The organism is Tepidimonas fonticaldi, from assembly GCF_001675355.1.
Lineage (GTDB): Bacteria > Pseudomonadota > Gammaproteobacteria > Burkholderiales > Burkholderiaceae_C > Tepidimonas > Tepidimonas fonticaldi.
Window position 1 is genome coordinate 40,222 of record NZ_LZDH01000056.1, and the last position, 17,474, is coordinate 57,695.

The following is a 17,474-nucleotide window of genomic DNA, read 5'->3' on the forward strand; positions in this document are numbered from 1 at the left end:
CATGGTGGCCGACGTGCGCTTCACCCTGGGGGCCGACGCCGCGCGCGGGCTGGCGGCGGATGCCCGCAGCCTCGACGCCCTCAAGGGCGCCGCCGGCCGCGACCCGAAGGCGGCGCTGAAGGAGACCGCCCGTCAGTTCGAGGCGCTGTTCATGCGCGAACTGCTCAAGTCGATGCGCGAGGCGACGATGAAGAGCGGTTTGATGGACAACGAAGGCACCGACCTGGGCATGGACCTGCTCGATGAGCAGTGGGCGGTCAAGATGACCGGCCTGCCGGGGGGGCTGAGCGAGATGATCGAGCGCCAGTTGCAGCAGCAGATCGACCCCACGTCGCGGCCGCGTGCGGTGGACGGTGGTGCTGCGCCCGCCGCCACCACCCCGGCGACGCCCCCCAGCGCAGGGGCGGTGCCGCGCCCGACGGCGTCGCAGGCCGCGTTCGTCGAGCAGCACCGCAGCGCGGCGCAGCAGGTGCAGCGCGAAACCGGCATCCCCGCCGCCTTCATGATCGGTCAGGCCGCGCACGAGACCGGCTGGGGCCGCAGCGAGATCCGCACCGCCGACGGCGGCAACTCGCACAACCTGTTCGGCATCAAGGCCGGCCCGGGCTGGAGCGGCAAGGTCGCCGAGGTCACCACCACCGAGTACGTGGACGGCCAGCCGCGCAAGATGGTGCAGCGCTTTCGCGCCTACGACAGCTACGCCGAGGCGTTCCGAGACTACGCGCGGCTGATCACCGGCAGCCCGCGCTACCAGGCAGTGGTGCGCAACCTGCACTCGCCGCAGGCATTCGCCCAGCAGCTTCAGCAGGCCGGCTACGCCACCGACCCGCAGTACGCGGCCAAGCTGAGCCGCGTCATCAACACCACGCTGCAGCTGCAGCGTGCCCTGGCGTGAGGGGCGGGAGAACATCATGAGCGCCCTCAACATCGCCACCCGCGCGCTGACCACCAACCAGTCCGTGCTGCAGGTCATCGGCCACAACATCGCCAATGCCAACACCGAGGGCTACACGCGCCAGCGCGTGGAGCTCAACTCCGTGCCCGGGCAGCAAATGGGCAGCGGCTACTTTGGCAAGGGGGTGCAGATCGAGGCGGTGACCCGGGTGGGCTATGACGCGTTTTTGACGCGGGAGTCCAACGTCACCCGCGCGACCGCCGCCGCCGACCAGGTGCGCCTGCAGTATTTGCAGGGTGTGGAGTCGCTTTTTCCGCTGGGGGACGGCAGCGTGGGCAAGCTGCTCAACGATGCGCTCAACGCCTGGACCGATGTGGCCTCCAGCCCCAACGACAGCGCGGCGCGGCAGGTGGTGCTGGACCAGTTCGATGCGCTGGCCGCGCGCATCCGCGATGGTGCCGCGCGCATCGACGAGATCGCCACCGGTGCGCGCCTGCAGGCGACCGAAGTGACCAAGGAGATCAACCGCCTGGCACAGGCGATCGCCAGCGTCAACGACGCCATCGCGCGCACCCAGGGCACCGGCGCCAGCCCCAACGACCTGCTCGACCAGCGCGATCGCCTGATCGCGCAGCTCAACGATCAGGTGCAGGTGACCACGCTGCGTGCCGACGACGGCACGCTGTCGGTGTTCGTGGCCGGCAGCCTGCCACTGGTGCTGGGCAACCGCGCGGCCGAACTGCGCGTGTCGCGCGCCGAGCTGGACGGCGACCGCCAGATCCAGTTGCAGTTCGTGCAAGGGGCGAGTGCCTACGACGTGCCGGCCGACTTTCTGAGCGGCGGCAAGCTCAAGGGCCTGCTCGACTTCGTCAACCGCGACGTCATCCGCACCCAGGCCGAATTGGGCCGCATGGCGCTGGCTTTGGCCACGACCGTGAATCGCCAGCAGCAAAGCGGTCTGAACCTGCTCGGCAACGGGGGGGCGGATCTGCTGGCATTCGGCTCGCTTGCGGGCAAAGCGGCGGTCACCAACACGGGCAGCGGCAGCGTGAGCGCGACGGTGGCCGATCCGACCCAGCTGAAGGCCGAGGATTACATTCTGGAATTTACCTCCGGAACGCAAGCGCTGATCCGGCGCGGCAGCGACGGGTGGTATTGGAACGGCAGCGGCTGGCAGGCCAACGCCGCCGCCCCGGTCACCGTCAACGGCTACTCCCTGGAGGGGCTGACGCTGAGTGTGCCGACCTCACCGGCGGCGGGGGATCGCTTCATGCTGTCCCCCGGCGCCACGGCCGCGGGTTCGCTGCGCATGGCGCTCTCGCGGCCGGCGGAATTGGCCGCAGCCGGCCGGGTGACGCTGTCGCAAAACCCCTCCAACACCGGCAACGCCACGATCGAGGCCGTCTCCGCCACCGTGACGACGGGCTCGTGGGCCACGCCGCCCCTGCCCGCCAACCTGACGTTCATCGCGCCCAACACCTTTGCCCTGGCGGGGTTTTCGCCCGCGTCCGTGGCGTATACGCCGGGCGAGCCGATGACCTTCACCTACACCTCGGGTTCCGATACGGTGGAGGTGAAGATCACGCTGCGGGGGCAGCCCAATGCGGGCGACGGCTTCCAGCTCCAGAACACCCCTCCCACCGGGGTTGTGTTCAACGGCAGCAACGCCCAGGCGATGCTGGCGCTGCGCGACCAGGTGATGTTCGACGGCAGCATCAAGCTGTCGGAGGGCTATGTGGCGGTGTTCTCCAACCTCGCCTCCCGCGTCAACGAGGCTGCCACGCGCGCCAGCTTTTCCAAGGCGCAGGCCGACGACGCCGAGCAGCGCCGCGCCAACCAGGCCGGCGTCAACCTCGACGAAGAGGCCGCGCGCTTGCTGCAGTTCCAGCAGGCGTATCAAGCCTCGGCCAAATACCTGCAGACCGTGCAGTCCATCTTCGACACGCTGATCAGCACCTTCCGTTGACGAGGCCCATCATGTCGACCGTCTACCGCGTGGCCACGGCCTACAGCTACGACAGCACGATCAACCGGCTGCAGCAGCGCGGCGCGCAGCTCGCGGAGCTGCAGGACCAGCTCTCCTCCGGCAAGCGCGTGCGCCGCATCAGCGACGACCCGTCGGCCGCGGCCTTGGCCGAGCGTGAGCAGGCTCGCATGCAGCGCATCCAGTCCGACCAGCGCGCGCTGGAGGCGGCGCGGCGCAACATCGAGCTGAGTGAAAGCACCCTTGGGGACGTCAACGACCTGTATCTGCGCGCCAAGGAACTGATCGTGCAGGGGGGCAACGGCGCGCTCAACGCCAGCGACCGCCGCACCATCGCCGACGAGCTGGAGGGCATCCGCGAGCGCATTCTGGCGCTTTCCAACACGCAGGACACGCTGGGGCGGCCGCTGTTCATGGGGCAGGGGATGACCACCGCCGGCGGCCGACCCTTCGCCGAGGCCCTCACCGGTGGCACGCCTGAATCCTACGGCGTCGACGGCCGCATCGTCGAGTGGCGCGGGCTGTCGGGTCAGACCGCGCCTGGCGAGACCTCGCTGCCCCATATCCTGGATGGCGAACGTATCTTCGGGCGATCCGACCTGCCGGGCCAACAGGGTAACAACAGCATCTGGGAAACGCTCGATCGCGCCATCATCGCGCTGAAAAACCCCGCCTTGTCCGCGACTCAACTCGCCACCGAGCTCGGCCAAGCGAACGCCAATCTAGCCGTGCGGCTCGACGCCGTGCTTTCCGCCCGCGGCCAGCTGGGCGACTGGCTCAACCGGGCCGACGCCGTGCAGACCGCCCTGAAGGCGCGCGAGGATTACCACATCGAGCAGCAGTCCGAGCTGACCGACCTCGACATGGTGGAGGCGATCTCGCGTTTTCAGACGCAGCAGCTGGCCTACCAGGCGGGGCTGTCGTCGTATGCGCAGGTGCAGCGGCTGTCGCTGTTCCAATACCTAGCTTGACGGCGCTGCGGCCGTCGCGTGGGCGGCGGTGCCGACTTCGGCTACAGTGTCGGCGCCATGGGCTTCAATCCGCTGGACCACGCGGTCTTCACGTATCAGCCGATCTGGGGTGACGGGCGCCGCCTGATCGGCGCACGCCTGCAGGTGCGTCTGCTGGACGACGGCGTCGATGCCCCCCACCTGCTGCATGCGATGGCCGACTGGTGGTCTGCGGGATCGCCATTCCTGCTGGTGGCGTTTGCCGACCAGCGTCCCGTTTTGCAGGCCTTGTCGGCGTCGCCGCCGGATCACGTCTGGCTCGAGGTGCCGGACTTTGGCCCGCGCATGCCGCCGGAGCTGCTGCAGGCCCTGACGCAGGCCCGGCGCCTGGGGCACCGGCTGGTGCAAAACCTGCCCTTGGCCCGTGCGCACCCCGTCACCGGGAGCGCGGCCGAGCGCTTCCGCTACCTGCTGCACCTGTGGCCCGACCATGTGCGACAGGCCCTGTCCGCGCAGCGGCCTGCCGACAGCCCCGTGCTGCCGGGGCAGTTGTATGGGGCGATTGGCCAAGTCGCCCTCGCGGCGCACTGCCTGGATGTGCGCCAAGCCTGGGGGGTGGTGGGCTGGCCGGATGACGATGCGCTGGCGTCCCGCCCCGCAAGCGGCCTGGGGGTTGACAAGGGCGCGCTGTTGCGCGTGCAGCAGGCCCTGCTGCGCGAGGCGTCCATCGAGACGGTGATCGGTCTGGTGCACAGCGACGTACTGCTGACCTACCGCTTGTTGCGGTTGGTCAACAGCGATGCCTTCGGCACCGGGCGTGAGGTGTCCAGTGTGCGGCAGGCCGTCCTGTTGCTGGGCGAGCGGCGTTTCCGCGATGCGCTGCTCCGGCTGCTGCCCGGCGCGGTGTCCGACCCCGATCTGCAGCCCGTGCGCCAAGCCCTGGTGCTGCGTGCGCAGTTGATGCAAATGCTCATGGATGCCGGTGCCCAACACGAACTGGCCACCGAAATCTACCTCACGGGGCTGTTCTCCACGCTGGATCGCTGGCTGCGCGTGCCGCTGGCGCAGGCCTTGGAGCGCGTGCCCCTGTCCGAAGCGATCACCGAGGCGCTGCTGGCAGGGGAGGGGCCGTACGGCGTGTACCTGGACCTGGCCCGGCGGCTGGCCGACCCGGCGCAGTCGCAACACCTGCCCGCCCGGATGCAGGAGGAAGGCTTCGCCCTCTCACACGTCAATACGGCGCTGCTGCGCACGCTGGCGCGCTGGCGCTCATCGGTGTGAGGGGCATACCGGGGTTGGTCGGTATCGGGGGCCAAAAAACCAAAGCCCGCGCGATGGCGGGCTTGGCGGTGTGTTTTTGGCTCCCCGACCTGGGCTCGAACCAGGGACCTACGGATTAACAGTCCGGCGCTCTACCGACTGAGCTATCGGGGATCGGTAAGCCCTGCATTATAGCGACAAAATCGGCCGATCTGCCCGGCGTCGCCCGTTGGACAGGCGCCTGTGGCACAGTCCGCGGCGCCTGCGCACAATCGTGGGCCGGTAGCCTTGGGAGCCTGTATGGATTTGCGATTGTCCCCCGACGAGAGCGCCTTTCGCGACGCGGTGCGCGCCTTTCTGCGCGACGAGCTGCCGCCCGAACTGGCCACCAAGGTCCGGCAGGGCCTGCGCCTGACGCGCGACGACATGGCGCGCTGGCACGCCATCTTGCACGCGCGGGGTTGGCTGGCCAGCCACTGGCCGCGCGAATGGGGTGGCCCCGGCTGGGGGCCGGTGCAGCGCTTTATTTTCGAAAACGAATGTGCGCTGGCCGGCGCGCCGCGCATCGTGCCGTTCGGCGTCAACATGCTGGGCCCGGTGCTGATCAAATATGGCTCCGAGCCGCAGAAGCGCCACTGGCTGCCGCGCATCCTGGACGGCTCGGACTGGTGGTGCCAGGGCTACTCGGAGCCGGGGGCCGGCTCGGACTTGGCGTCGCTCAAGACCACCGCGGTGCGCGACGGCGACCACTACGTCGTCAACGGCCAAAAGACGTGGACGACGCTGGGGCACTACGCCAACCGGATGTTTTGCCTCGTGCGCACCGACCGCAACGCCAAGCCGCAGGAGGGCATCAGTTTTCTGCTCATCGACCTCGACAGCCCGGGCGTGGAGGTGCGGCCCATCATCACGCTGGACGGCGAGCACGAGGTCAACGAGGTGTTTCTGACCGACGTGCGCGTGCCGGCGGACCGCCTGGTCGGCGCGGAGAACCAGGGCTGGACGATCGCCAAGTATTTGTTGACCTACGAGCGCACCAACATCGCCGGCATCGGCTTTTCGGTCGCGGGGCTGGAGCGGCTCAAGGTCATCGCGCGTGCGGTGCACAAGGGCGGACGGCCGCTGATCGAGGATCCGCTGTTCGCCGCCCGGCTGGCGCGCGTGGAAATCGAGCTGGAGAACCTCAAGACCACCAACCTGCGCGTGCTGGCGGCGGTGGCCGGTGGCGGTGCGCCGGGGCCGCAGAGTTCGCTGCTCAAGATCCTGGGCACGCAGGTGCGGCAGGAGATCCTGAGCCTGACCCGCCGCGCCGTGGGCCCCTATGCGCTGCCGTGGATCGAGGCGGCGCTGACGCTGGAGGGCGCCGATCAGGCGGTCGGTCCCGCCGGGGCGGCCAGTGCCGCGGCGCAGTATTTCAACTACCGCAAGCTGTCGATCTTCGGCGGCTCCAACGAGATTCAGAAAAACATCGTCGCCAAGACGGTGCTCGGCCTGTGAGGAGGGCCACCCATGGACTTTTCGCTCACCGATGACCAGCGCATGCTGGCCGACTCGCTGGACCGCTATCTGGCGCAGCGCTACCCCATCGACCGTCGCCATGCAGCGGCCGCCACGCCCCAGGGGTACGACGTGGACCTGTGGGCCGGGCTGGTGGAGCTGGGGGCCGTCCCGGCGCTGCTGCCCGAGTCTGCCGGGGGATTGGGCGGGGGCGGCTTTGACATCGCCACCGTGTTCGAAAGCGCGGGCCGGGCCCTGGTGATCGAACCCCTGCTCGGGGCCGCGGTGGTGGGGCAGATGCTGGCCCGCGCCGACGCCCCGCAGGCGTGGGCCGCGTGGCTGGAGCGGCTGGCTGCCGGCGCGGTCGTCGCGCTGGCCCACGAGGAGCCCGATGCCCACTACGAACCCACCCACGTCGCCACCACCGCCCAGCATGATGCCGGGGGCTGGGTGCTCGACGGTCACAAGGCGGTCGTGCCGCATGGCGGCCAGGCCGAGGGCTGGCTGGTGTCGGCCCGGCTGTCCGGCGCCGTGCGCGATGCGGAGGGCATCGCGCTGTTTTGGGTGCCGCGCGGCACACCCGGCGTGTCGGTGCGCACCTATCCCCGCATCGATGGCGGTGGCGCCGCGGATGTGACCCTGACCGCGGTGCGAGTGCCGGCCGACGCCTTGGTGGCCGGCCCGGCGCGGGCGCGCCAGGTGTTGGCGCATGGGCTGGCCTGTGGGGCGCTCGCCCTGTGCGCCGAGGCACTCGGCGCCATGGAGGTCGCGTTGCGCATGACGCGCGACTACCTGCAGACGCGCCGCCAGTTTGGGCGCCCGATCGGCAGCTTTCAGGCGCTGCAGCACCGTGCGGTCGATCTGTGGATGGCGGTCGAGCAATCGCGCTCGGCCGTCATCAACGCCGCGGCCGCCTTCGACGGGGACGACCCGCTCGAGCGCGACCGCCTTATCGCGGCCGCCAAAGCCACCATCGGCCGCGCCGGCACCCAGGTCGCCGAGGAGAGCATTCAGCTGCATGGCGGCATCGGCATGACGTGGGAACTGCCGCTGTCGCACTACGCCAAGCGCTTGGTCATGATCGACCACGAATTCGGCGACGAAGACCACCACCTCGCCCGCTTCATCGCGCTCAGCCGCGAGCGGGAGGCGCGGGCCTGACCGACCCGAGCGGGCTGCCCCGGAACCCTGATCGCGCACCGCGATCCACCCGCCATGCACACCCCGCAACCGCCGCGCCCCGCGCCGCCGCACCGCTGGCGCGCCATGGGGCGCTGGGTGGCGGTTGGCGCCGTGGCCGTAGCGGCCGCCGGATGCAGCGTGATCGGGCTGGCCTACAACCGGCTGCCCACCGTGGTGATGTGGCGGCTGGACAGCCTGTGGGACCTGGATGCCACCCAGCGCCAGGGGCTGGACGAGGCCACCCGCCGCTGGCACCAATGGCACCGCCGCGAGCAGCTCCCCGCCATTGCCGCCCTGTTGCGGCGCTGGCAGACCCTGGTGATCGGCCCCCTCGACGCCGACACCGTTTGCCGCGAGGCCGACGCGGTGCGCGCTCTGCTGCGCCAGGCCGCCGACCGCACGGTCGACGATCTGGCCCATTGGCTGCCCACCCTGACCGATGCCCAACTGGCCCACTGGCGCGAGCGCCTGGCGGAAGGTGACCGGGAATGGCGCCGCGACTGGGGGGAGTCCGACATCGATCGGGGCGTGCGCCTGGGCCGAACCCGCGAGCGTTTGGAGATGTTCTACGGCCGCCTCGACGAGACCCAGCGCCGCTGGTTGCGCGAGCGCCTGCGGGCCGTCGACCCCCGCCCCGACCGGGCCTGGGCGGAGCGGCAGCGCCGCCAGAACGACTGGCTGGAAACGGCCCGTCGCCTGCGCGGCCAAGCCCCCGACGTTGCCGTCGCGGAGGTGCGTGCCCTGTGGGCGCGGACCTGGCAATCGCCCGACCCGGTGCTGGCCGCGCATCAGGCGGCCGTATGGGTTGAGGGCTGTAGCTGGCTGGCCGACTGGCACGCCCAGGCCACCCCAGAGCAGCGGGCCCGGGCCGCCAGCCAGTTGCAGGCCTACGAGCGCGACATCCGCGCGCTGATTCCCAACGGCAGCCCGCCCAACGCCAGCCTGTCCCGCGCCATCGCCGGGCCATGAATGAAAAAAGCCCGCCAAGCGGTGCTTGGCGGGCTTCATGCAGAGCGTAGACGACTGGGCTGGCCGATTACATGTCCATGCCCATGCCGCCCATGCCGCCGGCAGCCGGCGCCGGGGTTTCGGCCTTCGGCGTCTCGGCGACCATGCACTCGGTGGTCAGCATCAGGCCGGCCACGGAAGCGGCGTTTTGCAGCGCGGTGCGGGTCACCTTGGTCGGGTCCAGGATGCCCATCTCGATCATGTCGCCATAGGTGTCGTTGGCGGCGTTGAAGCCGAAGTTGCCCTTGCCTTCCAGCACCTTGTTGATCACGACCGAGGGCTCGCCACCGGCGTTGGCCACGATCTCGCGCAGCGGGGCTTCGATGGCCTTGAGCACCAGCTTGATGCCGGCGTCCTGGTCGGCGTTGGCGCCATGCAGCTCGCCCACCGCCTGACGGGCACGCAGCAGCGCCACGCCACCGCCGGGGACGATGCCCTCTTCGACGGCCGCACGGGTGGCGTGCAGGGCGTCTTCCACACGGGCCTTCTTCTCCTTCATCTCGACCTCGGTGGCCGCGCCGACCTTGATCACCGCCACGCCGCCGGCCAGCTTGGCCACGCGCTCTTGCAGCTTCTCGCGGTCATAGTCGGAGGTCGCTTCCTCGATCTGCACGCGGATCTGCTTGACGCGCGCTTCGATGTCCTCGGCCTTGCCGGCGCCGTCGATGATGGTGGTGTTCTCCTTGGCCACCTCGACGCGCTTGGCCTGACCCAGGTCGGCCAGCGTCACCTTCTCCAGCGTCAGGCCGACTTCCTCGGCGATGACCTTGCCGCCGGTCAGGATGGCGATGTCCTCCAGCATGGCCTTGCGGCGATCGCCAAAGCCCGGGGCCTTGACCGCCACCACCTTCAGGATGCCGCGGATGGTGTTGACCACCAGGGTGGCCAGCGCCTCGCCTTCGACGTCCTCGGCGATGATCAGCAGCGGACGGCCGGCCTTGGCCACCTGCTCCAGCGCCGGCAGCAGGTCACGGATGTTGCTGATCTTCTTGTCGTGCAGCAGGATGTACGGGTTGTCCAGCACCGCCACCTGCTTGTCCGGGTTGTTGATGAAGTACGGCGACAGGTAGCCGCGGTCGAACTGCATGCCCTCGACGACATCCAGCTCGTTGCTCAGGCTCTTGCCGTCTTCGACGGTGATGACGCCTTCCTTGCCGACCTTGTCCATCGCTTCGGCAATGATGTTGCCGATCGACTCGTCGCTGTTGGCGGAGATGGCGCCGACCTGGGCGATTTCCTTGCTGGTGGTGGTGGGCTTGCTGATCTTCTTCAGCTCCGCCACCAGCGCATCGACGGCCTTGTCGATACCACGCTTGAGGTCCATCGGGTTCATGCCGGCGGCCACGTACTTCATGCCTTCGCGCACGATGGCCTGGGCCAGCACGGTGGCGGTGGTGGTGCCGTCACCGGCGTTGTCGCTGGTCTTGGAAGCGACTTCCTTGACCATCTGGGCACCCATGTTCTGCAGCTTGTCCTTGAGCTCGATTTCCTTGGCCACGGACACACCGTCCTTGGTCACGGTGGGCGCGCCGAAGGAGCGCTCGAGCACCACGTTGCGGCCTTTCGGGCCCAGGGTGACCTTGACGGCGTTGGCCAGGATGTTCACACCTTCGACCATGCGGGCGCGGGCTTCGCCGCCAAACACGACGTCTTTTGCTGCCATTTTTCAGTTTCCTTTGCGAATGGGGATATGAGCGGTGTCAGATCCGGGCGGACCAGGGTCACTTCTCGACGACGGCGAAGAGGTCGTCTTCTTTCATGACCAGCAGCTCTTCGCCATCGACCTTGACGGTCTGGCCGCTGTACTTGCCGAACAGCACGCGGTCACCGACCTTGACGCTCAGCGGCTTGGTTTCGCCCTTGTCGTTGGTCTTGCCGGGACCGACGGCCAGCACTTCGCCTTGATCGGGCTTCTCGGCCGCATTGTCGGGGATCACGATGCCCGAGGCGGTTTTGGTCTCGTTTTCCAGACGCTTGACGATCACGCGATCGGCGAGAGGACGAAGTTTCATGCGATCTCCTGTCGAAAGGACGATGAGAGTGTGGGAAAGGGCGGCAGCGTAGTGTTGTTAGCACTCACTGCCGACGAGTGCTAATGATAAGGGTGTCGGCGGCGGTTTTCAAGGGCAGGGGCTTTGGCCGGCCGGCAGCTCAGCGGTGCAGCCAGCTCGCTTGCGCGCGCCGCAGCACCAGCAGCACCGCCAGCAGACCGACGCCGATGCCCACCGCCGCGCCCAGCAGCGAGGCCGGCGGTAGCGCGAACCCAAACAGCGCGCGCAGCGGCGGCACGCCCAGCAGCGCAGCCAGCAGGGCCCCGGTTGCCCCCAGCACCCCCAACAGGGCCGGGTTGTCCGGGCGCAGCGCGGTGCGCCAGTCGCCGTGGCGGGTGCGGTTGGCCAGCACCAGCGCCATGTTGCCGGCCACCAGCGCCACAAAGGCCGCCGCCCGCGCCGCGGCCTCGCCCACCGGCTGGGCCAGCAACCAGGCGTAGAAGCCGGCCACCGCTCCCAGCACCAGCGTTCCCTGCAGCAGGCTCTGCACCATCATCGCGGGCGAGAACAGCGGCGCCGCCGGGTCGTGCGGCGGGCGTGCCATCACGTCGGCTTCCTCGCGTTCGGCCTCGAACACGATCGAGCCCACCGGGTCGATCACGATTTCCAGAAACGCGATGTGCAGCGGCGTCAGCAGCAGCGGCCAGCCCGCCAGCAGCGGTAGCAGGGCCAGCCCCGCGATCGGCACATGCACCGCGAACACGAAGCGCAGGCCCTTGCGCAAGTTGTCGTCGATGCGGCGCCCCAGCCGCACCCCCCGCACCAGCGTGCTGAAGTCGTCGTCCAGCAACACCAGTGCCGCCGCCTCGCGGGCCACGTCCGTGCCACGCCCTCCCATCGCAATGCCGATGTGCGCCGCCCGCAGCGACGGGGCGTCGTTGACGCCGTCGCCCGTCATCGCCACCACCTCGCCGCGCGCCTTCAGGGCCTGCACGATGCGCAGCTTCTGCGGGGGCGTCACGCGCGCAAAGACGTCGGTCTCGGCCACACAAGCGCGCAGCGCGGCATCGTCCAGGGCCTCCAGCGCGTCGCCCTGCAGCACCCGCCGGACGTCCATGCCGGCCGCCCGGGCGATGGCGGCGGCGGTGCCCGCGTGGTCGCCGGTGATCATCACCACCCGAATCCCGGCGCGGCGGCACTCGGCCACGGCCGCGGGCACGCCGGCGCGCAGCGGGTCGGCCAGCGCCACCAATCCTCGCCACTCGAAGGCAAAACCGGCCGGCGATTCGGGCCAGTCGCCTCCGGACCAGCGCGCCTGCGCCACGCCCAGGACGCGCATGCCCCGGCCCGCCAGCGCCTGCGCCTCGGCCGCCACGCGCTGGGCGGCCACCGGGGGCAGGCGGCACAGCCGAGCCACCGCCTCCGGGGCGCCTTTGGCCGCCACCACGACCCCCCCCTCTGCGCGGGCATCGTCAGGCCCCTTGTTACGCCAAGCGTGCGTCATCACGGGCCATTCGGCACTCAGCGGGTACTCGTGCACCAGCTCGCACGCCGGTGGCAGCGACACGCCGGCCGCGCGGGCGGTGGCGTGCAGGGCGCGTTCCATGGCGTCAAACGGCTGCGGCTCGCAGGCCAGCAGGGCCGGGGTCAGCAGGCCCCACAGGTCGGCCGGCACCGGCCCGTCGGCCGCTGACCAGCGTTGCACCGACTCGCCCTCGGGGGTCATCGCCACCAACGTGTCCACCGCCATCCGATTTTCGGTCAGCGTGCCGGTCTTGTCGGTGCACAGCACCGTGGCCGCCCCCAGCGCCTCGATGGCAGCCGGTTGCCGGGTCAGCACCCGGTGGCGTGACAAGCGCCACGCCCCCATCGTCAGAAAGACCGTCAGAATGAGCAGGAACTCCTGCGGCAGCAGCGACATGGCCAGCGTGATGCCGGCCAGCATCCCGCCCAGCCAGTCGCCGCGCGTCCAGGCGTAGGCCAGGCCCACCACGACACTGACGGCCAGTCCCAGCACCGAAAACCACCGCACCAGCCGCCGCGTCTGCACGTGCAGCGGGGTGGCTTCGGTCTCCACCGTCCCCAGCAGGGTGCCGATGCGCCCGATGCGGCTGGCCGCGCCGGTGGCCGTGACCTCGGCCAGGCCGCGGCCCGCCACCACCATGGTGCCCGCGTACACGGGCGTTCCTGCGCCGTCCTTGGCCACGGGCAGCGATTCCCCGGTCAACAGCGATTCATCGATGGCCAGGTCGTTCGCCTGCCGCAGCACGGCATCGGCGGGCACGCGGTCGCCTTCGGTCAGTTCCAGCCAGTCGCCCACCACCACCTCGGTACCGCCGATGCGGCAGGGCTGTCCGTCCCGCCAGACCAGCGCGCGCGGACTGGTCAGATCGCGCAGGGCCTCCAGTACGCGCTCGGTGCGCCGCTCTTGCACCAGCGTGATGCCGACGATCACCCCCAGAAATACCAAGAGCCCCAGCGCCTCGGTCTGGTCACCCAGCAGCCAGTACAGGGCCACCGCCGCCGCCAGCAACTGGAACATCGGCTCCCGCGCCACCTCCGCCAGGATGCGCAGCGCCGTGCGCCGCGGGGGACGGGGCAGGGCATTGGGGCCGTCACGGGCCAGGCGGCGTGCCGCCTCCTCGGCGGACAGGCCGTGCACCGGCGGGGGAGTGCCCATGGGTCGGTCCTCGGAAATCAGCACGGGTCAAGGCGGGCTTTGCGTCTGTCCTGGTACGCCTTTTGCGTGATCCGCTTGTCGGCGGGACTGTGTGAACGGCGCAACGGCATCGGCCAGGGTCGACTGCGGGGTGGCGCACAGCGATGCCTTTACGCCATGGCCGCCAGGGCCTTGCGGAACCGCGCCAGCGAGAACATGAACAGGGCCGACCCGATCACCGCCAGGCTGATCAATTGCGGCCAGACCACATCCAGGCCGGCGCCGCGGTAGAGGATGCCCTGCGACAGCATCACGAAGTGGGTGTTGGGTGCGGCCAGCATCACCCACTGGACCAGCTCGGGCATGTTTTCGCGCGGCGTGCTGCCGCCGGAGAGCATCTGTAGCGGCAGCAGCACCATCAGCAGCAACATGCCGAACTGCGGCATGGAGCGCGCCAGCGTCGCCAGGAAGATGCCCAGCGACGTGGTGGCGAACAGGTGCAGGGCCGCGCCGCTGAAAAAGAGCGGTAGCGAGCCGTCGATGGGCACGCCCATCAGCCCGCGCACCACGACGTTGAGTGCAAACGCCGAGGCGACCAGCACCACGGCGGCCATCGCCAGCACCTTGGCGGCCATGATCTCGAACGGCGTGACCGGCATCACCAGCAGATGTTCCAGGGTGCCGTGCTCGCGCTCGCGGATCAGGGCCGCGCCGGTGAGCACGATGGACAGCATGGTGATGTTGTTGATGATCTGCATCACCCCGCCGAACCAGGCCTTGTTCAACTGCGGGTTGAAGCGGGCGCGCAGCGCCAGGTCCACGGGTGGGCTGGCCACGGCGCGGTAGCGACGCACGAATTCGTTGACCTGATCCTGAACGATGACCTGGATGTGGCCACTGCCAGTGAAGGCCTGGCTCATGCGCGTGGCGTCCACGCTCAACTGGATGGCCGGGGCGCGACCGGCCAGCACGTCGCGCTGGAAGCCGACCGGGATGTGGAGGGCGAAGGTGTCGAGGCCCGCATCCATGCGCGCGTCCAGCTCGGCCGGGGTGATCAGTACCGGCGGCATGAAATACGGCGGGTAAAGGGCGTCGATGATGTGCTGGGATAGCGGCGAGCGATCCTCGTCGATCACCGCGATGGGGGCCTTGTTGAGCGTCTCCGGCATCGCCGTGGCGGCGGTGTAGATGGAGAAACTGAAGGCGTAGACGATCAGCACCAGCATGATCGGGTCGCGCAGCAGGCTGCGCAGCTCCTTCAGGCCGAGTTGGCCGATGTTGCGCAGGCGCTGGCGGATCATCTGGCTTGCTTCCTCAGGAGCATCGCGGTCAAGCCGACCAGCACCGGCGCGCTGATCAGCAGCGGCACGAACGAGGCCCAGAGATCATCGAATTCGAGCGCCTTGGAGAAGGTGCCGCGCGAGATGATGACGAAGTGCGTGGTGGGGAAGATTTCCCCGATCAGGCGCCCCGCCCCTTCCAGCGAACTGACCGGGTCGATGATGCCGGAAAACTGCACTGCCGGCAGAATGGTGAGCAAGGAGGTGCCGAACAGGGCCGCCACCTGGCTTTGCACGAAGGAGGAAATCAAGAGGCCGAAGGCGGTGGCGCTGATGACATACAGGAACGCGCCCAGTGCCAACGCCCCAAAGCTGCCGGTGACCGGCACATGGAAAAGCGTCACCGCCATGACCACCAGCAGCAGAAAACTCGCCATCGCCAGCACGATGTAGGGAATCTGCTTGCCGAGCAGAAACTCGAGCCGGGTGGCCGGGGTGACGTAGAAGTTGATGATGGAGCCCAGTTCCTTCTCACGCACCACCGACAGGGCAGCGAGGATGGCCGGGATCAGCATCAGCAGCAGCGGAATCACCGCCGGCACCATGGCCGGCAGGCTGCGCACGTCGGGGTTGTAGCGAAAGCGCGTCTCCACCGTGGCCAGCGGGGTCATTGCCGTATCGCCCAACGCCTCGCGCAGACGCTGGCCCAACCAGTGCTGGTGAATGCCCTGCACATAGCCGCGCACGGTCTCGGCACGCTGCGGCATGGCGCCGTCGATCCAGGCGCCGACCTGCACGGGGCGGCCGCGCAGCAAGTCGCGTGCAAAACCCGGCGGTATCTCGATGGCCAGCGTGATCTCACCAGCGCGCATGCGCCGATCCAGGTCGGCGTAGTCGACCAGCGGCGCGCGCTCCTCGAAATAGCGCGAACCCGACAGGCTCAGGCGGTAATCGCGGCTGAGGCTGGTCTGGTCATGATCGAGTACGGCAAAGGTCAGATCCTCCACATCCAGGGTGATGCCGTAGCCCAGCACCAGCATCAGCAGGATGCTGCCCAGCGCGGCCAGGCTCAGGCGGATGGGATCGCGGCGCAGTTCGAGCGCTTCGCGTCGGGTGAAACTCAACAGGCGGCGCAGGCTGAAGGCGCTGTGGACGTCAGGCGTCGAGTCCGCCGGGGTGACCGCCGAGTCCGCCGGGCGGACTTCCCGCTCGCGCGTCTGCTGCGCCTCCCCCGCCGCCTCCTGCAGGTGCGCGATGAAGGCTTCCTCCAGCGTCGCAGCGCCCCGCGCCGCCACGATGGCCTGGGGCGTGTCGCTCACCAGCACCCGGCCGGCGTGCATCAGCGAGATGCGGTCGCAGCGTTCGGCCTCGTTCATGAAGTGGGTGGAAATGAAGATCGTCACGCCATCCTGGCGCGACAGCTCGATCAGTGCACGCCAGAAGGCGTCGCGCGCCACCGGGTCCACGCCCGAGGTCGGCTCGTCGAGGATCAGCATCTCGGGGCCATGGATCATCGCCACCGCCAGCGACAGGCGTTGGCGGTCGCCCAGCGGCAGGGCATCGGGCAAGGCATCCAGAATGTCCACGAGGTCGAAGCGTTCCGCCATGACCTGCACGCGGGGCGCGATGTCGGCCTCCGGCAGGCCGTACAGGCGCGCGTGCAGCACCAGGTTCTGGCGCACCGTCAGTTCGCCGTAGAGCGAGAAACTCTGCGTCATGTACCCAACGCGGCGGCGCGTGGCCAGGTCGTGGGGGTCGAGCGGCTTGCCAAAGAGCAGCGCCTCGCCCTCGCTCGCGGGCAATAGCCCGGTGAGCATCTTCATGGTGGTGGTCTTGCCGCAGCCGTTGGAGCCGAGGAAGCCGAAGATCTCGCCGCGCCGAATGCGGAAATTCACCCGGTCCACCGCCGTGAAATCGCCAAAGCGCATGGTCAGGTCGCGCGCCTCGATCGCCACCTCTGCCTCGGTGCCGCCCGGGTGCGGCACGATGTCCACCGGCCGGTAACCGGCGCGTTGCGTTTCCGGCAAGAGTGCGATGAAGGCCTGCTCGAGCGTCTGGCAGCCGGTGCGCGCGAGCAACTCCGCCGGGGTGCCGGTGGCGAGCACGCGCCCGGCGTTCATGGCGGCCAGCCAGTCGAAACTGGCGGCCTCCTCCATGTAGGCGGTCGCCACCAGCACGCTCATGCCCGGTCGTTCGGCACGGATGTCGTCGATCAGCGCCCAGAATTGGCGGCGCGACAGCGGATCCACCCCCGTCGTCGGTTCGTCGAGGATCAACAGGTCGGGATCGTGGATCAGCGCGCAGCACAGCCCGAGCTTTTGCTTCATGCCGCCCGAGAGCTTGCCGGCCGGTCGATCGGCGAAGGGGGACAGTCCGGTGGCGGCCAGCAGCGCGGCGATGCGCCGCTCGCGCTCGGCGCGGTCGTGCCCGAACAGGCGGCCGAAGAAATCCACATTCTCGAACACCGACAAAGTCGGGTAGAGGTTTTTGCCCAGCCCCTGCGGCATGTAGGCGATGCGCGGACATACCCGGGCGCGAAAGCGCGCGCTGGCCATGTCGCCGCCCAGGACCTCGATCCGTCCGGTCTGAAGAGCGCGCGCGCCAGCAACGAGGGCGAGCAGGCTGGATTTGCCCACCCCGTCCGGGCCGATCAGGCCCGCCATCACCCCGGCGGGAACCTCGAGATCCACGTCGCGCAGTGCTGGAGCCCTGCCATAGCACAAGCCCACTTTTTGCAAGCGCACCACAGGCGCCGGACTGGTCACGGA

General features: G+C 69.2%; 12 protein-coding genes and 1 tRNA gene. 7 read left to right on the forward strand and 6 right to left on the reverse strand.

The window, feature by feature from the left end; genetic code table 11:
• Position 1 precedes the first annotated feature (1 nt).
• The 4 genes from flgJ to A9O67_RS06010 are packed head-to-tail and all read left to right on the forward strand — an operon-like array spanning position 2 to position 5,110.
• Complete coding sequence (gene flgJ / locus A9O67_RS05995) at positions 2–895, forward strand: flagellar assembly peptidoglycan hydrolase FlgJ (protein WP_068608428.1); 894 nt, start codon at positions 2–4, stop codon at positions 893–895.
• Between the two features lie 16 nt (positions 896–911).
• Positions 912–2,861 carry a flagellar hook-associated protein FlgK gene (gene flgK / locus A9O67_RS06000; protein WP_068609787.1) on the forward strand — a complete coding sequence of 650 codons (1,950 nt, stop codon included), beginning with the start codon at positions 912–914 and terminating at the stop codon, positions 2,859–2,861.
• Between the two features lie 11 nt (positions 2,862–2,872).
• Positions 2,873–3,850 carry a flagellin N-terminal helical domain-containing protein gene (locus A9O67_RS06005; RefSeq protein WP_068608430.1) on the forward strand — a complete coding sequence of 326 codons (978 nt, stop codon included), beginning with the start codon at positions 2,873–2,875 and terminating at the stop codon, positions 3,848–3,850.
• A gap of 57 nt (positions 3,851–3,907) precedes the next feature.
• Positions 3,908–5,110, forward strand: a complete 1,203-nt coding sequence (locus A9O67_RS06010) for an HDOD domain-containing protein (protein WP_156682268.1) — start codon at positions 3,908–3,910, stop codon at positions 5,108–5,110.
• A 77-nt stretch (positions 5,111–5,187) separates the two neighbouring features.
• Here A9O67_RS06010 and A9O67_RS06015 read toward each other — a convergent pair.
• Positions 5,188–5,263 (reverse strand) — tRNA-Asn (locus A9O67_RS06015).
• 126 nt (positions 5,264–5,389) lie between these two features.
• On the opposite strand from A9O67_RS06015, the gene A9O67_RS06020 reads away from it, so the two are divergent.
• Genes A9O67_RS06020 through A9O67_RS06030 form a run of 3 tightly spaced genes read left to right on the forward strand, consistent with a single transcriptional unit; the run spans position 5,390 to position 8,737 of the window.
• On the forward strand, positions 5,390–6,586 hold the full coding sequence (locus tag A9O67_RS06020; protein WP_068608435.1) for an acyl-CoA dehydrogenase family protein: 1,197 nt from the start codon (positions 5,390–5,392) through the stop codon (positions 6,584–6,586).
• A gap of 12 nt (positions 6,587–6,598) precedes the next feature.
• Positions 6,599–7,747, forward strand: coding sequence for an acyl-CoA dehydrogenase family protein (locus A9O67_RS06025; protein ID WP_068608437.1), 1,149 nt, complete (start codon positions 6,599–6,601; stop codon positions 7,745–7,747).
• A gap of 54 nt (positions 7,748–7,801) precedes the next feature.
• The gene (locus A9O67_RS06030) at positions 7,802–8,737 is read left to right on the forward strand and encodes a DUF6279 family lipoprotein (protein WP_068608439.1); all 936 of its coding nucleotides are present in this window, start codon (positions 7,802–7,804) and stop codon (positions 8,735–8,737) included.
• A gap of 67 nt (positions 8,738–8,804) precedes the next feature.
• Here A9O67_RS06030 and groL read toward each other — a convergent pair whose 3' ends face one another.
• The 5 genes from groL to rbbA form a co-directional block, all read right to left on the reverse strand.
• Complete coding sequence (gene groL / locus A9O67_RS06035; RefSeq protein WP_068608441.1) at positions 8,805–10,439, reverse strand: chaperonin GroEL; 1,635 nt, start codon at positions 10,437–10,439, stop codon at positions 8,805–8,807.
• A gap of 58 nt (positions 10,440–10,497) precedes the next feature.
• Complete coding sequence (gene groES / locus A9O67_RS06040; RefSeq protein WP_068608443.1) at positions 10,498–10,788, reverse strand: co-chaperone GroES; 291 nt, start codon at positions 10,786–10,788, stop codon at positions 10,498–10,500.
• A 139-nt stretch (positions 10,789–10,927) separates the two neighbouring features.
• The gene (locus A9O67_RS06045; protein WP_068608445.1) at positions 10,928–13,447 is read right to left on the reverse strand and encodes a cation-translocating P-type ATPase; all 2,520 of its coding nucleotides are present in this window, start codon (positions 13,445–13,447) and stop codon (positions 10,928–10,930) included.
• A gap of 149 nt (positions 13,448–13,596) precedes the next feature.
• A complete protein-coding gene (locus tag A9O67_RS06050; RefSeq protein ID WP_068608447.1) occupies positions 13,597–14,727 on the reverse strand; it encodes an ABC transporter permease in 1,131 nt (376 codons plus the stop codon).
• Positions 14,724–17,471 carry a ribosome-associated ATPase/putative transporter RbbA gene (rbbA, locus tag A9O67_RS06055; RefSeq protein WP_197484448.1) on the reverse strand — a complete coding sequence of 916 codons (2,748 nt, stop codon included), beginning with the start codon at positions 17,469–17,471 and terminating at the stop codon, positions 14,724–14,726. The genes A9O67_RS06050 and rbbA overlap by 4 nt, the downstream gene beginning before the upstream one ends.
• Positions 17,472–17,474: the final 3 nt, after the last annotated feature.